We start from the raw sequence: 18,645 nt of genomic DNA, 5'->3' as shown, positions 1-18,645 counted from the left end.
TAAGACAAGGAGTTGATGAGATGTCCCCTTTCAAATCGTCCACAGGACTTCCCGAGAATCTGGCGGCTACGCTGTGCTATTTTTTTCCCATGGTCGGAGGAATTCTGTTTCTTTCATTAGAAAAGAGAAGCCGCTACGTCATATTCCACGCGCTGCAGTCCTTGCTGGCCTTCGGCATCCTGGCCGTCGCTCACCTGCTGTCGAGCGCGGTGCCCATCATCGGCCTTCTGGCCTCCGCCCTTCTGGCGCTGGTCGGCGTCTTGATGTGGCTGGTGCTTATGGCAAACGCCATTCAGGGAAAATGGTTCAAGCTGCCCTGGATCGGCAATATTGCAGAGAAACAAATGCAGCGCGTCTAACGCTTATACATCAAGTAAAACGGCTGCCTCCATTCTACTCTGGAGGCAGCCGTTTTTGGTTGGACCGAGCGGGACCAATATCAAAGGAAAACCATCTATCGATGTCCTGTCTGCAGAAGCCAGACCGCTAGTTAAGGAAGTTTTTCTTACGAGATAAGGAGCGTTAGCCTCTGAAATTGTTGCTTTCTTATCAACTAAAAAAACAGCCGGAAGTCATCCGGCTGCTTACAGTGGGCATTGGTTATGCAGCATGCCCTTCTGCGGTATCACCTTGCTCTGTATGAGTGGGCTTCGTATATTTCAAGCCGTTAAAGATCAGGTTCAGCACAATCGCGGTCAAGCTGCCAGCCACGATGCCGTTATCGGCAAGAATGCGCAGGTTGTCAGGCAGACTTGCGAACAGACCCGGTACGGTTGTCACGCCAAGGCCCATGCCGACGGAACACGCAATAATGAACAGGTTCTCATGACGGTTAAGGTCTACTTGATCTCCTAACATCCGAATACCGGAAGATACAACCATGCCGAACAGGGCTACCATGGCCCCACCGAGAACCGAAGTCGGTACAAGCTGCGTCATGGCGGCAATCTTCGGAACGAATCCGATCAATACAAGCAAACCGCCTGCGACTACGATGACGTCGCGCGTCTTTACGCGGCTCATCTGAATCAAACCAACGTTTTGAGAGTAAGTGGTGTAAGGGAACGAGTTGAAAATACCGCCGACAACAATCGCAAGACCTTCCGCACGGTAACCGCGGGACAGATCCTTGGAGGTAATGTCGCGATCCACGATTTTGCCAAGCGCCATAAATACGCCCGTCGATTCGGCAACGCTGACAATCGCCACCAGAATCATTGTCATGATCGGAACGATCTTAAACTCCGGCGTGCCAAAAAAGAATGGCTGCGGAGCACGGAACCAGCCGGCTTCGCGGAGCGGGGTTAAATCCACTCCACCGTAGAATGCGGCTACCACGGTGCCTAGAATAAGACCCAGAAGAACCGATATCGAACGCAAGAAACCTTTGGCAAACCGATTCATGATAATAATGAAGGCTAGAACGCCGAAGCCAAGGGAAATGTTCAACGCGCTGCCAAACTCATCCCCTGCACTTTGCCCACCACCAAGGTCAGTTAAAGCTACGGGAATCAGCGTCAGACCGATAATCGTAACAACGCTCCCTGTAACGACAGGCGGGAATACCTTAATTAGCTTACCGAATAAACCGGAGAACAGAATGACAAATAAACCGGAAGCGATAATCGCTCCATAAATAGCTGACATGCCGTGCTGCTGTCCGATAATGATCATCGGACCTACCGCTTGGAACGCGCAGCCGAGCATGACCGGCAGGCCGATGCCGAAGTACTTGTTGCCGAATACCTGCAGCAAGGTAGCGACCCCGCATGCAAGCAGGTCGATGGCGATGAGATACGTCAGCTGCTCCGTCGTTAAACCGAGTGCACCACCGACGATAAGCGGTACGATGATAGCCCCTGCGTACATTGCCAATACATGCTGCAAACCCAGTGAAAAGGTTTTGCCCGGACTCCGATTTTTATCGAAAATCGGTTCTTGCACCGCTTGTTTCTGTTGTTCCATGGCTTCTTGATTCCCCCCAATAAATTGTTAACTTTCGTTCTATGCGAATGTCACTACGCCATCTTCAAGTGATGCAATCCGTACGAGCGATTCTACCCGATAACCCGCTTCGGCCAGCAAGCGTCCTCCCGGTTGAAACGCCTTTTCAATAACGATCCCGATGCCTACCACCTCTGCACCCGCCTGCTCGACGATTCGGGCAAGCCCGAATGCCGCCTCGCCGTTGGCAAGGAAATCATCCACAATCAGCACTTTATCGCCGGGCTTGATGAATTTCTTCGCGACCGTAATCTCGTTCGTCTCCTGCTTGGTGAAGGAGTACACCTTCTCCACAAATATATCCTCACGGAGCGTCAGCGACTTCTGCTTCCGTGCAAAGATGAGAGGCACTTCCATCTCAAGGGCGGTCATAATGCCGGGCGCGATGCCGGAGGATTCAATGGTCAATACACGATTCACGTTCGCTTCCTTAAACAGTCGCGTAAATTCCTTACCTACCTCTTTCATCAATACCGGATCCATCTGGTGGTTCAGGAATGAATCCACCTTCAGTACCTGTCCGCTTAATACAATGCCTTCCTCTTTCACCTTGTTCTGCAGTAATTGCATGATGCTCCCCCTTAAAATTTGTTCACATTCCAAGCAAAAAAGCCCACTTCCTCCTTCACCGAATCGCCGGGAAAGAAACAAGTGGGCGTAAGCAGCAAAAACGCACCGTTAGCCAACCGGTCAATCGACCTGGCTTGTCCGCTGCTGCTATAACCCGTAGTCCAATCATTTCCGGTGATCGGGTAGAGACATGCAGGCCAATTCCTGCACCTATACGAGAAAATGTATGATATCCGAATTTCTTAGAATGCTTACGATAAATGTTATATTTCCGAATGAATGAAGTATAACGCATTCCCCATGAAAAAATAAAGTGAAAATTTACGGAAATAATAAACTGCTGGTCAATTAAAACGAATAAGAGGCCGCCCCATAAGTTTTATGGGACAGCCTTTCTAGAGCATTAACTTGTAGGTATAACTTCAATTATCCATTCCAGAGGATCACCAATGGACTGGGGTACATCGCCGCTTACATCAACGAGCTGGATTCGTAGCGTATACGTTCCGACATGAGCTTGCTGCCAGCGGAACAAGATATCACTCCCATTCCCTTCCAGATCCATGTCCCCGACCGTTAAACCTGCGTTCGCCCGGTATACCCCTTCACTATCGGGAGCGACGATCTCATACCCGGGTTCCGTCAAGGTGGTTACAGATTCATGCGGCTTCATCCGGAATCCGAGTACGCCCAGACTTACCGGCTGGCCATTATCATCGAGTATCGTCAATTCATAGCCTACCTTGGTGTCCTCGCTCAGTCCGTACGCTTTGGAATAAAAGCCCCAATACATATCAATGGCTGCCGAAAACGGGCCTTCGCCAATGAATTCGAATTGCGAGAAAGGGCTGACCTGGATGGAACGGACACTTTCTCCAAGCACAGTCAATTGGCCTTCTTTGACCTCAAGCAGTTCGATCTTCTCCGTATAACTTCCGGAATCCAGCAGTTCGGCATAGAACTCCAGCGGAGTATCCGGTGAAGCCATCTCGCTTAACTTAAAGCCGGTACCTTCAACTGACTGCAGCATAAAGCTTCCCTCTGCATTGGATTCCACCGTCTGCTCGCCATGACGGACAGGGAGTCCAACAACCGGACTTCCATCCCTTGTCAGCGTCACCCTGACTTGAACTTCCAGATCATCGGCAAAGCCTTTCGTTTCAAAATGAATGGATCCAAAATAATTGTCTGGACGTGCCGATAGTTCACCGCTCATATCATCGCTATATATGACCTTTACAGAACGATCAGGTAACGGCGGCTCCGGCTTGGGTGGTTCTGTCACCGGAGGCTCCGTCACTGGGGGCTCAGTCACAGGCGGACTGGTTACAGGCGGCGATACGCCGCCTCCTGATCCCGTGCCACCGCCCGGACTAACCGGCGTCGGCTGCTGAGCGCCTTTCTCCTGCTCTGCCGCTTTCTTGCCCTGGAGAAACCGTTCCTTCTCCTCTGCGCTTAAAGATTGAAGAAGCTGCTCTTCGGCCTTCTTTTTCATTTCTTCCTGTGCTTTCCTGTTAGCTTCATCCTGCTGTTTCTTCTGCTGCTCGAGCTTAGCCAGCATATCGCCGAGATGCTGCTGCAACTGCTCCATCCGATCCTGCTGCTGCTCGAGCTTCTTTCTTTCCTCGTCCTGTTGGCGCTTCAGTGCTTCCAAGCGCACCTGCTCCAGTGCAGGGTCGAGTCCAGCTGTTTTATCCAAGTCTTTCACTTGGCCAAGATCAAGTTTCTTGCCCGAATCCGTGTTTGCTTCTTTAATCAGTTTATCCAGTTCCTCTTTGCTTACTTTTTTCTTATCCAGGGTCTCTTTGACGATGTTTCCGATGAGGTTATCCAAATTATCTGCGACTTTTGACAAATCATCCGGAGATTTAATATTCAAGTCCTGGGTGCCGTTTCCGCTTTGTCCGGACTGTAACTCTTGCCGCATCTTCTTGAGGAGCTCCTCGTTCTCCCGGTCGATGTCGTTCTTATTCTTAATTAGCTGCGCAATGACTTCCGGCGAGGCATTCCCTATCAAATCCTCAATATCGATAAATTGTACAGGGGACCGTCCCTCTTGCGAACCGCCTATCGAAATTTGCTGCGTTGGACTAATGGTTATTGGGCCTGATGGCTGCATGGAACCGTCTTTGCCTGTCGGCGTCACTGTACTCGTGACTTTCCCGCTAGCCGTTGCTACGGTTGTCGCTCCCGTTAATGGATTAACCGTGATTATAAAGTGCGTGCCTCGCACGCTATTCGTCACATAACCGGACCGTACTTCGAAACGATCCGTCGACCGGGTCAAGTCGGTGACATCATAATAAGCTTGCCCGGCCTCTAAATTCAGTCGAGTCACGTTGGAGATGCCAACCTTGCGAAGCTGCTCGGCAGCCAATCTCGTGTTATTGCCTAATGTGATGACATCGCCGGTATCCAAAAGCCGTAGCCTCGCGCCTCCTATGCCAGAGCCGGTAACAATTTCATCGCCTTCACCCAGGATCATTCCCTTGTAGGCATCTACCTGCGCATACCCGCCGTAACGGATCTTGGCCGAACCGGTGATTTCCACGATCTGCATGCGTCGGGGCGTAACGTTCGAAGTGCTGAAGCTAACGTCCCCCTGCTTTATTTCTCGTTCAGCCAAATCCCGGATGATAACCAGCTTGTCACCGACGTTCCACTGCACATCTTTCCCCAGCAGTTCTGCCACCGTTCGAAGCGGAGCCATCATCTGGTCATTCGCAATATACGGCTTAATTCCAGCCTCTACCTGGTAACCTCTTCTCCTGCCTGTTTCCGGGTCATATATTGACCTCCGGCTTGCAGCGTGATCACATCTTCGCCTCGAGCCAATGTTAATTCCTTATTCTTGGCATGATAGCTCATACGATACCCGAGCAGCTTGCCTATCGTTATGACGGGCACCACCATCTGCCCCTGTTGAATAACAGACAAGTCACCCAGTACGGTTACCTGATCTCCATAAGCAGCCGTGATCCCTTTTCCTGCTTGCCATGCTTCGGGAGCTTTGTATCCGGACCATACCCGGACAGCCCCGTTGCGTTGATCCGCAATAAATAGTGCCCCGTCGCCCGCAGCCAACGAAATATCGGCTGGTGAACGGAACCGGGTTTCACTTTCAATTCCATCCACGTAGCCACCGATCCCGCCTGTCAGTGTGGATACATACTCCCCTTTCAATTGACGAACAGCATGATTATGGGAATCTGCAATGAGAAGCCCATCGTCCGCACTCCATGTCAATCCCCGGGGCGAGTTGAAGCGTGCTCCATTCGAGGCTCCATCCTGATAACCCGGATCGCCGTATAAAGCGTCCTTATCGTAGTAGCTGGATGATGGTCCGCTGCCTGCAGCCGTTGATACGGTCCCCTTCCCAAAATCGATGTAGCGAATGACGTGATTGCCCGAGTCGCTGACATACAAATTGCCTTTACCATCAAGCGCTAGCCCTGCCGGCTCATTAAATCGCGCTTCCGCAAGCGAACCGTTCTTATAGTCTCCCGCCAACGCGACGACACCAGCCCGGATTTGGACAGCACGCGTGGATGGGGCCCCAATCGTCGTCACTTCCCCGTCTGGCGAAATCCGCCGGATGACGTGGTTTAAGGTATCCGCCACATACAGAATGCCATCCTTGGTAACGGCGATATCCTGCGGCTCATGGAACAGGGCATCTTTAGACTTACCGTCTTTAAGACCCATAAGACCGCTGCCCGCTAAGGTAGTCACTTCGCCATCTTGATCGATTTTACGAATCGCATGATTGCCTGAATCGGCTATGTACAATTGTCTGTTTCCATCCACCGCAATCCCGGACGGCCGGTTAAAAAAAGCACGCTCTCCCTGTCCGTCCAGCAGACCGCCGATCGGGAGTCCTCCGCCGTCCCGCTTGTAGGATAAGGATGCCCCTGCAAGAATGGTGCTCTCCCCGTCCTTTATCCTGCGAATGACATGATTCTCCGTATCGGATACAACAACGGAGCCATCCGGCAGCCAAGCTACGCTCCCTGGTTGCCGCAGTCCTTCTGCAGCCAGTGACGAAGATAGGCCAGCCACATGATCGGGCCCTCCTGCAACCGTAACCGATTGACCTAAAGGCATCCCGTTGCTGTTCTTAAACCCCTCCTTAACCACGATGGGTGCCGCGGATACCATCTCAATTGCCCCGGTTCCCGCTAATCCGCTTCCAACTAGGGCAGCGGCTACGGCCAATATTCCAAGCTTCCTGCACGGAATCGATCGCAACCCGTTTACCTCCCTACACTCAATGTGTATATCTAGCAAAGATCATACAATAATCCGATCCTTTCTGGATACAATATTTTCCCCAAATACCTGACATGAAAAAAAGCCACCTCACAGGTGGCTCATCCCTCAATATCATCTATTGAAATGTAACATGGATCTGGACAATTTCAGAGCGGGAACCCAGACGAATCGGAGGTCCCCAGAAGCCGTAACCCGAGGACACGATGGAATGCATCCGGCCTTTTTGCAGGTACCCCCAATCATTCTCGAACATGGCCTGCGTAATCAGATGCGCCGGGAATACCTGCCCGCGGTGCGTGTGCCCAGAAACGATAAGGTCTACGCCCTGCTGCTGTGCTTCCTCCAGGGCATTCGGCTGATGATCGAGCACAAAGATCGGCTTGGATAGATCGGCCCCATCCATGAGCGTGGACAACTCGGCCCGCTCCTGATCCTGTTTATCCCGTCTGCCAACCAGCGTCAGGCCCTCGACCGTCAATTTCTCATCATACAGCACGGTCATGCCGCTATGTTCAAGAGCCTCAATCAGATCCGGCATTTCGCCTTCGAATCGGTCATGATTGCCAAGCGAGGCATACACACCATACCTTGCCTGGATACCGGTCAGGATCTGATCGATCCCTTGGCTAAGATAGGCATCCAGATCGTCATCGATGATATCGCCAGGGAACAATACCAGATCCGGCTTTAAATCATTAATCTCCTTCACCAAACGCACAGCGTGGGCTTTACCTGACAGGACGCCGAAGTGCATATCGGACGCCATGACAATATTCAGCTCCTCAAGTGTGCCGGCGTCCTTGTCCACGTGAATATCATATGCGCGAACCGTTGGACTATAAGCATTAAAAGAACCGAAGCCGATCACAACGACCAATAGCACCAACACGATAAATCCTGCCGCCTTCTTCAGGCCCTCTCTTCGCAATGCCGTCAATCTTAGCAGCCACAGCATGATGTGCATCAACGGGAGCAGGATGATCAGGACATAGAAAATAGCCATCCAATACGATCCTATCACGCTCAGCACTGTGAGGTTACCGAAGAACCGTCCTGAAACAAACGATGTCGATACTACGGTCAGCACGACTATGTATATCCATTTGAGCACAATGGACGGACCCGGTTTCATCCAGCTCCATACGCTTCGGCCAATATAATAAACCAGCAAGCCGTAAATCAATAATGCTGCGATTCCTGCAAAAATAAACATCTCCATCCCCTTCCGTACATCCATTATAACAAGCGGGTTTTGCAAATCCCAGCGGATGTCAGCGGAAGGCAGATGGGTTTATTCGTTACAAGCCCGTGCGTTGTTTAGGCAGCAGCTCGTTCAGCAGCGATTTCAGATTGCGGTCTTCCGTATATTTTTCTTGACCCATATCGAGTTCGTTCACACGTATATAAGTATAACTTTCCGCGGGATTCTCCGGTTTAAATAGAAGTTCATCATGCGAGTCAGGTACCACCTTATACTCCATTTCATGAAACATATCGAGCAGCTGCTGACCTGTAGGATTCTCTCCTTTATCAACAAAAATCAATCCTCGGAGCTTCTTGGGTCCTTCCTTATGTCCCACTGTAAAATGAACGATGCATTCCATGCTCATTCATCCCCCTTCTCTTGGTTGTCATGATTGCGATTAAAGACCGCTTCTTTTATCCTCTTGCCAGCTACAACTTTCATTCCCGCCTGCCTGCGGATCTTAAGCAAATAAACGCCAAGATAAATCCCGGCGTTCCTTATCTTTATGTTTATTACATTGTACGATGAACCATGATGCCTAACTGTGATAAAAGTCACTTCTGGAAAGGCCTCCTCAGGCGCCAGTCGGAACCCTATGCCGTATTTCGATTGCTATCGCCGTCTATTGGGTCAGAATCTGCTTCATACTCCGCGCCCGATTTCGATCCCGCGGTCTGGTCATCCTGTGCTTCGGCGTCGGCTTCCGCATTAAGATACTGGCTCTGAATCAGACCAAAGTGCTCTCCATAACGGGCTTCCAGCTGCTCACCCATATCCTGTTCAAGCTGGAACAATACCATCTCCTGTGTAAAATGGTGCAGCAGCAGCTCCGCCATTACCGGATGCTCCGTGATGACCGCCCCTGTATCATATTCCCCGCCGCGCATCCCTAGTATGCACCACTGCCGGTCCACAACAAAGGAGAATTTCCGGCCGCCTCCCCGGCGCTCCGCAAGTCCGTTCCACCCAGACCACGCCAGCGTTCTTGAGAGACCCTGGTCCGGGCCGTCACAAGCCCACAGCACCTTGACTCCCCTAGCCTCCGCCTCAGCCAGCGGTTCACGCAGAAGCGAAGCTTCTTCACGCCAGACGTCAACCACGATCTCCTGTTTCGCTCGCTTCAATTCCCGGACGAGCACATCAAGCACCGCCTGATCTCCCTCCATACTGAGGAAGGGAGCGGCCGTGCCGCTTCCTCGCGGCAAGCTCTTCTCAACAAAAGCGAGTGATGCCTCCACACGGCCGGATATCATCCGCGTCAATTCCTCCGGTTTCAGCGAACGGTAACGGACGGGTTCCCCGTCCATTCGCTCAAGTGCCCCTTGCCGCTCCAAACGCTGCATGGCAGCATAGACATTAGAACGCGAAGCTCCAAGTCGTTTTGCCACTTCATAACCACCCGCCGGCCCATACTCGGCAAGGTCTACCATAATTTTCGATTCAATCTCCGTAAATCCCAAATTCCGCAAATGATGCAGCAATTGTTCCATAATATTAGTCCTCCCAAGATGCTCGAACGCTTGCTCTATCATTCACACTGTCTTATTAACACTCGCGCAAGGGCATGATCGTCCGAATCCCTATATCTTAAATCTGTTCAGCTCCACAGCGCGGACACCATTTCGAGCCTTTTGGCAAGTCGACACTGCAAATCTGGCACTTCACCATATCGCGCGTCGCCTCATCATCACCAACATAGTCCTGACTTTGGTTATTCTCCTGCCAGAAACGAATGCGGCGGTCCAGTTCCAGCTGCCGCTCCCGCTCCCGCTCAAGTTCTTCCCAGTGACGGCGCTCCTTCTCCTGCTCTTCCTGCTCGATACGCAGCTGTTCCGGATCAACCTCAGGTTCGGAGAGATCCATCTCCTCGTGCTGCCGTTCCGGCTCCGGCTCGTACATGTCCGGCTCGTATGGATCCGGATTCGAACGGTAGTCGTAGGTAGGAAATTCATCCTGTTCCTGTTGTTCTTCAGCCGCTGCATATTCATGTTTATCAAACACGATCTTACGTTCAGGCTCCCTTGGTTCATCCGATGCTGACTTCTCAGGGTGTATCAAATTAGCAAGCTTGTTTCCGCAGTACGGGCAGAAATTCGCATCCAACGCGACAACCCGTCCGCAATCACAGACCCGCTCATTCTTGAGGACCGCAATGCGGTTCCGAATCGCTTCCATTTGCTCCTGCAATCCATCGCAGGTTTGCGCAAGCTCAACCATTTCTTTTTCTGCCATCGTCATGTCCTGCAGACGGTAGCCCTCATAGAACACTTTACCCATCTGTAAGTAATATGAGTTCTTCTGCTGTTCGATTTCGGAAATTTGGCTGTTGAGTTTATTCACTTCCACTACGTGCTGCGCCTTTTCCGTTGCGCGGTTGGCCCCATCCTTAAGCTTTTGTAAAATATTCATTTATGAATCCTCCTCTTTCTCATATCCCGATTGACCGGCAGGCCGCCGGCACATTGTCATATCACTTCATTAAGGTTATTAACGATTTTTAACTAGCCATAAACCGGCCATCCCATATTTTTAACGTTCGCATACTACTCGATGTGATGATCCATGCTCCTCATCGTCCAGTATACTGCCGCCATGGTGATTCTATCATACCAAATTCCTTGCCCCATGTGAAAAAGGAAGCCCCTTCCAACTGCACGGCTGATTCATCCCGGCCCCGAACGTGTATATGATTAGAAAACTGGACAGTGCAATGCCGGATACTGTCCGCTACAGCCGCATCCTATACCGTGCAGCCCTTAGCTGCCGAAGACTGGAGGGATTTAATATGACAAACGATAAAAAGACGTATTATGTTTCAGTCAATCACAACCTGATCCAGGATGTGCCGAACGATACGAACGAATATGTCGTATATATGGATGATAAAGAGGTCTCAAAGCTGAGGGGGCTGCTCTATGAAGTCAGCAGCAGCGATCGGTATGCGTTTAAACGCACATTCGTCCCTTATAAGTCGGCAGATCATGACGATGCTGCCGAGCAATACGATGAACGAACGATCAACCTCTACCACTTTCTCCATGAACATGGGGATGAACGCACCCGCAAAACCATTGAGGACATGAACATCATCGGTAAGCTGACCGACACCGGCTACGATGATCCCGGTTATGAGGACTCGCCATTAAATAAGTAAAGATCGACGTACCTTCTCGGAAGACAGACCGCATTTAGCGGAAGTTTTTCTTGCTAGATCAAGGCCTCTGAAGTGTATGCTTTCTTATCTCTTAAAATACGAATGAATCCCGGAGCCAAGCCGCCCCGGGATTCATTCGTATAACAAGAACATCGCCCGGTCTTGCGCAGGTCCTGTTCTACTTTATAGATTCGCAAGCCGGGGTACAAGGATAAAAAGTCCCGTTTATCCCACGACTATTAGCACAGCTTACAGTTTAATGTTCGCCTCATCGAAGTATTCCTCCAGCGTCAAGCCGCTGTCGGCAATATCCGGCGCAAGATCCTTGCCTACATAACGGATATGCCACGGCTCGTATACATAGCCGGTAATATCCTCGGCCCCTTCCGGATAACGAATGATAAAGCCGAATTCCGGCGCGCGTTGCGCCAGCCACTGCCCTTCCTCCGTATGCCCGAACGCTTCCTCCAGCGCATTGCCTGCGCTAGGACTGGACACGTCTATCGTAAGGCCTGTCTGATGCTCACTCGTACCCGGCACCGCGCTTACACGATTAGCCTCGGCTTCCCCTTTGGTACGAACATTGTTCTCGTATATCGTTTTTTGACGGGCATAAGAACGGTATCCCGACACGGCCCGGAGCTCGATGCCGTCTGCTTGGGCCGCAGCGAACAATTCCTCGAGCGCGTCTGCCGCTTCTTTTCTCAGGTGCCGTTTTTCGTGCGGCTCATCAAAAGAAAATGGAACATCCGGCTCCACGAGGTCACTTGGTTCATATCCATCCGGCAAGCTGCGCTGCTTATTCACAACCACCGTCATCGCCTCTGCATTGGTTACAACCTGCTTGCCGCCGCTTTCCTGGATCGTGGCCTGAAGGGCATTCTCGCTCCGCTTCGCCATGACCGGATCCGCCTGCTGATCCTCAGCCCCAGTCTCTTCATTGCCCGCGCCGGCCTCAGGAAGCGTGTTTCCTTCCTGGCCTTCAGCCGGCGACTGCAATTCCTGACCCTGTTCCTTGCCGGAACCCGCATCATCCGATTGACAGCCTGCCAGAATGGCTCCTGCTAACAGCAAGGATGACAGCATTGCGCTTGTAAATCGTGTTCGTTTTCCCGAAAATGCATTCATCTATGGCTTCTTCCTTTCCCACGGTTTGTCCTGCCCCCATTGTACCTTATTCAGAATGAGCAGAACAAACGAGGCGCCTGTCGAAACATCCCGGATAATCTCCGTTTACGTCAAATATCCGGCAGATTGCCCCGATTTATGGCGCCGCATCTATCAAATTCAATACAATTCTGTGATGGATTGGTAAGCCTTACGGCGACTTCAAGCTGCGGCGCTTCTGCTCGGCTTGCTTGGCCGCGCCGCGGGCAATCACGCTGAGCGCTTTGGACGCGCCGCGAACGCCTGGCAGTAAGCTTGTCCAGTCGCCGACTGGGCCCAGCTGATCTGCCGGAGGCGGCGGTGACAGCTGCACCGCCAGCTCGCTAAGCTGCGGGCCTGGCCGGTGCAATCGGCCCTCGGCCGCCGCTTCGGCCACCCATTCGCCCGGAGAAGGGCCGGACGGCCCCTTCTCCTTCGCGCGGGCGGCCTGCTCTGCGGCAGAGCCGCCTGCCTGCGGCGGAGCTGCTTTGGCCCAGGCGCCAAAAACGCCGGCCAGCAGCGCTTCCCGCGGCAGCCCCAGCAGCGTCAGCTGCTGGAGCGGCTCAGCCGCAAGCCGCAGGGCTGCGGCAGCCAGCAAGGCTGCGGCGTGCCCGCAGGCCGCTTGGCCGCAGGTGCAGCGGGCAGCGGCGGCCGCCTCTTCGCCCTGCAGGGGGGACGGCGCCAGCTCGGCCAGCCAAGGGGCGTCCTGCCCTGCAAGCAGGCGGTACAGCGCCTGCGGGTCTTCCTCCAGATTAGCCAGCACGGCCTCGCGGGCAGCAGGGCTTAGCGTTTTTACCTGAACGCTGACCTCATAGGTCCCAGAAGATTCGGGCCCTCCATCCACTTTCCCTTTTAACCATCCGGGTTCGAACACCAACCCGATCCGTTCGGCCGATTCCGCAGATTCCATAACCCACACCTCCTTGGCGTCCATTTTTGTATGCCTTTTACGCTGCTTCACGCGCCGTACGCAATCCGGTTACATCCAGTCCTGCTCTTGCAGCTCGATCAACTGGCGAAGCTCACCGTCCGACATTTCCGTCAGCCATGTTTCGCCCGACCCGACCACCTGCTCGGACAACGCCTTCTTCTGTTCAATCAGCTCGTCAATCCGTTCCTCCAGTGTTCCTTGAGAAATCAGCTTGTGTACCTGAACATTGCGATGCTGGCCGATCCGGAATACACGGTCCGTCGCCTGGTTCTCAACCGCCGGGTTCCACCAACGGTCATAGTGAAGCACATGGTTCGCACGGGTCAAATTCAGACCTACGCCCCCGGCTTTTAACGACAGAACAAAAAACTCGGTTCCCTCGCCTGCCTGGAACGCCCGTACCATCTCATCCCGCTCCCGTTTGGGCACCCCGCCATGAAGGAAATACGGCTCCTTCCCGTATTTACGCCCAAGCATGCTTACCAGCAATTCACCCATGCCTACATACTGGGTAAAAATCAGTGCGGATTCTCCAACATCCGCGATGCTGTCGAGAATTTCAAGCATGCGCTCCATTTTGCCCGAGGACTCCGCACGCACCGCACGTCCTTCGTCGCGTCGAAGCAACTGCGGATGATCGCATATCTGCTTCAGCTTGGTGAGGGATGAAAGCACAAGTCCCTTGCGCGCCATGCCCGTCCGGCTTTCGATCTGTCCCATCATCTCATCGACAACCGCTTGGTACATCGCACCTTGAACCTCGGTGAGCGGGCAATACGATTTCAATTCCAGTTTCTCCGGCAGATCCTTGCGGATATCCGGATCGCTCTTGAGTCTGCGCAGCATGAACGGAGATACGAGCTTATGAAGCTCGCGGAATCTCTCCTGCTGCCCCTCTCCCGGCGCATATCGCTGACGGAACGTGTTAAAGGAGCCGAGATATCCCGGATTAAGAAAATGAAAGATCGACCACAGCTCCGCCAACCGGTTCTCCACCGGTGTTCCGGTCATGGCAATACGGTGAGGCGCGGATAATTTCATGACGCTCTGCGCCTGCTTCGTACGGTAATTCTTAATATATTGCGCTTCGTCGAGCACCACACTCGACCACTGGATAGCGGATAAATCACCGCCGTCTCTTCCCGCCAAATGATAAGTGGTCAGCACGATATCATGATTGACTGCTTCCTGCAGGAAGTCTTCTCCACGCAGACGTCGAACGCCATGGTGCACATGCAAGGTCAGATCCGGTGCAAATCGCTGAATTTCCCTCTGCCAGTTACCCAGAAGCGAAGTCGGGCAAATAATCAGCACCGGACCGCGAGCCGATTCCGTATTGAGACGCTCCAGCAGACAGGTAATAACCTGTACCGTTTTTCCAAGTCCCATATCGTCGGCAAGGCAAACACCAAATCCCAAATCGCGCATCACGCTAAGCCACTGGTACCCCCGTTCCTGATACGGTCTCAGTTCGCCGTGAAGCGAGGAGGGAATCGGGCGAGACGGCAGCTTGCGGGCCGTTTCGCCATCCAGTAAGGAGGATAGCAGACCGGTTGTCTCCACTTCCTCGATAAAGAGACCTTTCCACATCCGTTCTCCATCCATATCCGCGCTAAGATGCATCCATTCCGCTAGCTCCATCTCGCCCTTCTCATGGCGCTTCATGAACCGCAGCACTTGGTTGATCTCCTTCAGATCCACCTCAACCCATTCCCCGCGGAACTGGACATAGGGCAGATTCTGTTCGGCCAGAAACTTCAATTCTTCGCGCGTCAGGGATTGGCCTCCCATCGCTGCGGAGATTTGAAAGCTGACCAGATGCTCCATGCCTAGCACCGGCAGAGGATGCGCTTCGCCGGATGGTCTTGCATCCGGCATCATTTTGAGAGATAAGCCGACGCGGCGGCGCCCTTCCCGGCTCCATCGTGAAGGCATTTGAACCGTGACTCCGCTTGCCGTTAATTTCGGAACCGATTCCTTCATAAACGTGGACAAGCGGTCAAGCGACAGCGACACGCTCTCGGGAGCACGTCCGTACAAGCCAGCGGACAGCTCCGGTGCCAGCTCTGCCGCTTCTCCCAGCTTCATTAACAGCTGCAGCTGAACCCTAGAATACATCCGTCCACGGATCAGCTGATCGGATTCCGGATTACCCCAAATGCTGCGGACGGGCATCGATAAGCCCTCATCCTCCTGACCGCGTGCCCAGAAGGACACCTTCCAGTCCTTCCGGCTCTCATCCAGGGGCGGCTCAAGCCGCAACCCAAGTCCAATGGTCCCGTTCTCGGGAGGCTGATCCTCCCCGCTGTCATATGGAAACGCCGTCCCTCCAACACGTTCAACGGCTTCCTCCAGCTCGCTCACTTCCTCAGCCGTCCCCTGAATGGGAATGTCACGACTGACGGTCAACAGGCTGTTCCACCACAGCTCGGCAAGCGGAGATTGTCCCCGCCGGTAGTTCGCCAGATAGGCCCGCAGCTTATCCTCCGATTCGCGGACAGCCGCCCGGACTTGGCTGTCGATCACGCCGCACAGAAAAGAATACAGCACAATAGCCCCTGCTTCCTCACGGGTAGAAGGATCGAATCCGGCAAGGGCTGCCGGCGGTCCAATCGCAATGGGCGGGATATTCGCTGCCAGCTGCAGAAAGCGCGCGCCATCCTCGGCAGACAGCTGCGGCTTCCATACCGCCTTTATATTTTGCATCGTTGTCCGACGCCTGCCTACGGAAGGCACCTCGGCCGTCCCTGGTGCAAACTTCCCTTGCAGGAGCAGCTCCAATGCGAATCTGCTCGCTTGTACCCAATATTCCATTTCTTCACCAACGCTTAGACCCTGAGTCTGGTAATACTCAGGATCCAGCGAGGTTAGCAATTGAAATGCGTCTCCCGGTGTCAGAGCAAGCCCTTCCATCGTCCGTCCGCCAAGTGTCTTCCGTTCCGGACGCCGTGCGCTTTTCGATCCGAGAACTTTGGCCGGATATCGGAGCTCGGCAAGCCGGAGGGAAGCGTTAGCGAAGGGACGGATTCCATCCGGTCTGCGAAAGGTACGGACCACGCGGCTCCAAGCATCCACTCTCGGTTCCGAAACCTCACCGGAAAAACAAAAGAATACGTCACCTAACCATACGCCATAGAGCGGTTGATTCATCGTTGTCTCCCGTCTTTTCCTGCTTTATAGATATTATTACTATCTTATACGATAGCTTCAACATTTCAAAACGATGCGAAATCGTTCCCACGCCAAAATAACGTCAACCTTTATCATACCATGTATTTACTATTTCGTAGTGATCTATGTATTGCAGAATTCTCCTATATAGGTTAATAAAATTTCCGTGATCTTATGCAATCTCCGGTTCCGCCAGCAAGAAAATCCCAATTTTTTTCGTTTTTATGCGACCCTAATGCCGATCGACCGTATGTAGATCATACAATTAGAGTTCGGGAGGGTATTTCATTATGAGTTTTGTTGGCGTTGGTATTATCGGGATTTTGACATTATTACTGGGATTATTCTTCTTCCTTCTTCACATTGCCGTCTGCGTATGGGGTTATAATGACGCCAGGCGAAAAGGCCGCAGCCCCGAATTTGCGATCCTGGTTGTGCTGGGCTTGTTGTTCTTCCCTGTTGTTGGTCTCATTATTTATTTGCTAATTCGAAATAATTATTAGTCATAAGCATGCTCCGCTGCTTCTTCCCCTTGACCACGGGGCATGCTTATCAACGATAGAGACGGTGCCACAAAGCTAAAGTATGTGATTACCACGAAACAAAAAGGTCGAAGCACAGCGCTCTAAATGAGTCTGTCTTCGACCTTTAATAATGCATGAATGAAAATCGGAACTGTGTTGATGTGTCGATATCCCCTTGAGGACAGCGTATTTACTTTACGTCAATGGATCATTTCGATGGCATAGCGCTGCTATAACCGCTACCCTCGTGATTACTTCGCTTTCAAGCTTTCCCATGATTTCTGAATGCCTTCGAACAATTGGTTCTTGTCCACATTGCCTGCCACATAACCTTGCATCTGGCTGCCGAATTCATTCATGCCGCCGTCAGGGAATTTGTTGAACTCCCAGCTGAGCGCTTTGTTCTCTTTGCTGTATTTCATGACATCGTTCCCCAGATCGCCAAGCGTCTCGCTGTTTGCTTCGATGCTGGTCAGTGCCGGGATGAACTTGAACTCTTCCGTAATGTAACGTTTACCGGTCTCCGAAGTGACGAGCCAGTTCAGGAATTCCTTCGCTTCATCCTTCACCTGCGATTTGTTGTTCACGACCCAGTTGTTTGGCACGCCGATCGGAAGCTTGTCATTCTCTTCGGCATTGTCATTGATCGGCATCGGCAGAAGGCCGATGTTCAGATCCGGATTGATGCCGTCGATCTGTACTTGCGTCCAGTTCCCGTTCTGGGTCATGGCCGCTTCACCGCTGGCAAAGGTCGTGATTTCCGTGTTGTAATCCGTCGTCAGCGGGTTCTTCTGGCCGTATTGGACGGTGAGGTCGAACAGTCTCATCCATTCGTCGAATTTCGCGTTGCCAACCAGCTTCTCCGTGCCTTCATTCATTCCTTTAACGAATGCATTCGGATCTTCCTGATGGGCGAACGGAATGTTCAGCAAATGGTTGGCCAAAATCCAGGTCTCTTGGTATCCGTTCACGAATGGCGTAATACCGGCGGCTTGCAGTTTTTTGGCTGCTTCCTCAAGCTCTGTGAGCGTCTTAGGAAGCTCGGTGATTCCCGCTTTTTCAAACAAATCTTTATTATAAATAAATCCATAACCCTCGATCGTCATCGGTTGCCCGTACAGTTTACCGTCTTTGGTCATAGGCTCTTTGGCAACGTCAACAACATCCTTCACCCATGGCTGGTCTGAGAGATCCTCAACATTCTCGAACCAGGTTTCAAGATCGCGGTATCCGCCAACGTTGAAAATATCCGGCTCGTCGCCGGAAGCGAACTTCGCTTTCAGCGCCGCGCCATAATCCGAGCCGCCGCCAACCGTTTGAATGTCCAGCTTAATGCCGGGATGCTCTTTTTCGTATTCAGCTTTCAGTTTATTCAGAGCCTCGGCGATTTCGACTTTAAATTGAAAAATCTTAATCGTTTTCGTTCCGCCTTCGCCACCACCATCAGCGCCTTGATTGTCCTCATTCTTGCCGCCGCAGGCTGCAAGCAGCGTAGAGAAAGCCAGAACCATGACCAGGAGCAGCTTACCGTATTTCTTCATTGTGAATCCTCCCTTTTTTTCTTCTATAAGGATCGTGTACTGCATTTGTTGATAGCGTTTACTTTTCCAGTATAATCAACCTTTTT

Annotated in this window: 16 protein-coding genes and 1 riboswitch; of the genes, 3 read left to right on the top strand and 13 right to left on the bottom strand. The window is 52.3% G+C overall.

Annotation, left to right across the window (positions count from 1 at the left end; all coding sequences use genetic code 11):
• Positions 1-20 precede the first annotated feature (20 nt).
• Positions 21-359 carry a DUF4870 domain-containing protein gene (locus AC0VZ8_RS03695; RefSeq protein WP_071222068.1) on the top strand — a complete coding sequence of 113 codons (339 nt, stop codon included), beginning with the start codon at positions 21-23 and terminating at the stop codon, positions 357-359.
• Positions 360-600: 241 nt separating this feature from the next.
• Here AC0VZ8_RS03695 and AC0VZ8_RS03690 read toward each other — a convergent pair whose 3' ends face one another.
• The 9 genes from AC0VZ8_RS03690 to AC0VZ8_RS03650 all read right to left on the bottom strand — a co-directional run bounded on the left by AC0VZ8_RS03690 (position 601) and on the right by AC0VZ8_RS03650 (position 10,501).
• A complete protein-coding gene (locus AC0VZ8_RS03690) occupies positions 601-1,965 on the bottom strand; it encodes a nucleobase:cation symporter-2 family protein (protein WP_475486073.1) in 1,365 nt (454 codons plus the stop codon).
• 39 nt (positions 1,966-2,004) lie between these two features.
• Positions 2,005-2,574, bottom strand: coding sequence for a xanthine phosphoribosyltransferase (locus AC0VZ8_RS03685; RefSeq protein WP_071222070.1), 570 nt, complete (start codon positions 2,572-2,574; stop codon positions 2,005-2,007).
• A 137-nt stretch (positions 2,575-2,711) separates the two neighbouring features.
• A riboswitch (purine riboswitch) is annotated at positions 2,712-2,812 on the bottom strand.
• Positions 2,813-2,977: 165 nt separating this feature from the next.
• Entirely contained in the window at positions 2,978-5,287 is a 2,310-nt protein-coding gene (locus tag AC0VZ8_RS03680; RefSeq protein ID WP_475486072.1) for a FecR family protein, read from the bottom strand.
• A gap of 35 nt (positions 5,288-5,322) precedes the next feature.
• A complete protein-coding gene (locus AC0VZ8_RS03675) occupies positions 5,323-6,822 on the bottom strand; it encodes a stalk domain-containing protein (protein WP_475486071.1) in 1,500 nt (499 codons plus the stop codon).
• Positions 6,823-6,961: 139 nt separating this feature from the next.
• Positions 6,962-8,059, bottom strand: coding sequence for a metallophosphoesterase (locus AC0VZ8_RS03670; RefSeq protein WP_475486070.1), 1,098 nt, complete (start codon positions 8,057-8,059; stop codon positions 6,962-6,964).
• Between the two features lie 85 nt (positions 8,060-8,144).
• The gene (locus tag AC0VZ8_RS03665; RefSeq protein ID WP_201259421.1) at positions 8,145-8,450 is read right to left on the bottom strand and encodes a hypothetical protein; all 306 of its coding nucleotides are present in this window, start codon (positions 8,448-8,450) and stop codon (positions 8,145-8,147) included.
• Between the two features lie 2 nt (positions 8,451-8,452).
• The gene (locus AC0VZ8_RS03660; protein ID WP_260068458.1) at positions 8,453-8,650 is read right to left on the bottom strand and encodes a hypothetical protein; all 198 of its coding nucleotides are present in this window, start codon (positions 8,648-8,650) and stop codon (positions 8,453-8,455) included.
• Between the two features lie 35 nt (positions 8,651-8,685).
• Positions 8,686-9,582, bottom strand: a complete 897-nt coding sequence (locus AC0VZ8_RS03655) for a TrmB family transcriptional regulator (protein ID WP_071222075.1) — start codon at positions 9,580-9,582, stop codon at positions 8,686-8,688.
• Positions 9,583-9,679: 97 nt separating this feature from the next.
• Positions 9,680-10,501, bottom strand: a complete 822-nt coding sequence (locus AC0VZ8_RS03650; protein WP_475486069.1) for a zinc ribbon domain-containing protein — start codon at positions 10,499-10,501, stop codon at positions 9,680-9,682.
• A 376-nt stretch (positions 10,502-10,877) separates the two neighbouring features.
• On the opposite strand from AC0VZ8_RS03650, the gene AC0VZ8_RS03645 reads away from it, so the two are divergent.
• Positions 10,878-11,246, top strand: coding sequence for a hypothetical protein (locus AC0VZ8_RS03645; RefSeq protein WP_071222077.1), 369 nt, complete (start codon positions 10,878-10,880; stop codon positions 11,244-11,246).
• A 249-nt stretch (positions 11,247-11,495) separates the two neighbouring features.
• Here the strand turns inward: AC0VZ8_RS03645 and AC0VZ8_RS03640 are convergent, their stop codons facing one another.
• From AC0VZ8_RS03640 to AC0VZ8_RS03630, 3 genes are all read right to left on the bottom strand, one after another.
• Positions 11,496-12,374, bottom strand: coding sequence for a M15 family metallopeptidase (locus AC0VZ8_RS03640; RefSeq protein WP_071222078.1), 879 nt, complete (start codon positions 12,372-12,374; stop codon positions 11,496-11,498).
• Positions 12,375-12,564: 190 nt separating this feature from the next.
• A complete protein-coding gene (locus AC0VZ8_RS03635) occupies positions 12,565-13,302 on the bottom strand; it encodes a hypothetical protein (protein WP_475486068.1) in 738 nt (245 codons plus the stop codon).
• Positions 13,303-13,371: 69 nt separating this feature from the next.
• Positions 13,372-16,473, bottom strand: coding sequence for a DEAD/DEAH box helicase (locus tag AC0VZ8_RS03630; protein ID WP_475486067.1), 3,102 nt, complete (start codon positions 16,471-16,473; stop codon positions 13,372-13,374).
• A gap of 311 nt (positions 16,474-16,784) precedes the next feature.
• Between AC0VZ8_RS03630 and AC0VZ8_RS03625 the strand changes: the two genes are divergently transcribed.
• Positions 16,785-16,997, top strand: coding sequence for a hypothetical protein (locus AC0VZ8_RS03625; RefSeq protein ID WP_475486066.1), 213 nt, complete (start codon positions 16,785-16,787; stop codon positions 16,995-16,997).
• Between the two features lie 272 nt (positions 16,998-17,269).
• Here the strand turns inward: AC0VZ8_RS03625 and AC0VZ8_RS03620 are convergent, their stop codons facing one another.
• A complete protein-coding gene (locus AC0VZ8_RS03620) occupies positions 17,270-18,559 on the bottom strand; it encodes an ABC transporter substrate-binding protein (protein ID WP_475486065.1) in 1,290 nt (429 codons plus the stop codon).
• Positions 18,560-18,645: the final 86 nt, after the last annotated feature.

Source organism: Paenibacillus sp. QJM3NY_38 (assembly GCF_056173265.1).
Note: the sequence above shows the minus strand (reverse complement) of the source record. Positions and strands in the feature narration are given on the sequence as shown.

Coding starts and splice junctions, on each gene's coding strand:
- AC0VZ8_RS03690 (WP_475486073.1), bottom strand. CDS start 1,965: ATGGAACAACAGAAACAAGCGGTGCAAGAACCGATTTTCGATAAAAAT.
- AC0VZ8_RS03645 (WP_071222077.1), top strand. CDS start 10,878: ATGACAAACGATAAAAAGACGTATTATGTTTCAGTCAATCACAACCTG.
- AC0VZ8_RS03665 (WP_201259421.1), bottom strand. CDS start 8,450: ATGGAATGCATCGTTCATTTTACAGTGGGACATAAGGAAGGACCCAAG.
- AC0VZ8_RS03685 (WP_071222070.1), bottom strand. CDS start 2,574: ATGCAATTACTGCAGAACAAGGTGAAAGAGGAAGGCATTGTATTAAGC.
- AC0VZ8_RS03640 (WP_071222078.1), bottom strand. CDS start 12,374: ATGAATGCATTTTCGGGAAAACGAACACGATTTACAAGCGCAATGCTG.
- AC0VZ8_RS03650 (WP_475486069.1), bottom strand. CDS start 10,501: ATGAATATTTTACAAAAGCTTAAGGATGGGGCCAACCGCGCAACGGAA.
- AC0VZ8_RS03695 (WP_071222068.1), top strand. CDS start 21: ATGTCCCCTTTCAAATCGTCCACAGGACTTCCCGAGAATCTGGCGGCT.
- AC0VZ8_RS03670 (WP_475486070.1), bottom strand. CDS start 8,059: ATGTTTATTTTTGCAGGAATCGCAGCATTATTGATTTACGGCTTGCTG.
- AC0VZ8_RS03655 (WP_071222075.1), bottom strand. CDS start 9,582: ATGGAACAATTGCTGCATCATTTGCGGAATTTGGGATTTACGGAGATT.
- AC0VZ8_RS03625 (WP_475486066.1), top strand. CDS start 16,785: ATGAGTTTTGTTGGCGTTGGTATTATCGGGATTTTGACATTATTACTG.
- AC0VZ8_RS03620 (WP_475486065.1), bottom strand. CDS start 18,559: ATGAAGAAATACGGTAAGCTGCTCCTGGTCATGGTTCTGGCTTTCTCT.
- AC0VZ8_RS03630 (WP_475486067.1), bottom strand. CDS start 16,473: ATGAATCAACCGCTCTATGGCGTATGGTTAGGTGACGTATTCTTTTGT.
- AC0VZ8_RS03635 (WP_475486068.1), bottom strand. CDS start 13,302: ATGGAATCTGCGGAATCGGCCGAACGGATCGGGTTGGTGTTCGAACCC.
- AC0VZ8_RS03680 (WP_475486072.1), bottom strand. CDS start 5,287: ATGATGGCTCCGCTTCGAACGGTGGCAGAACTGCTGGGGAAAGATGTG.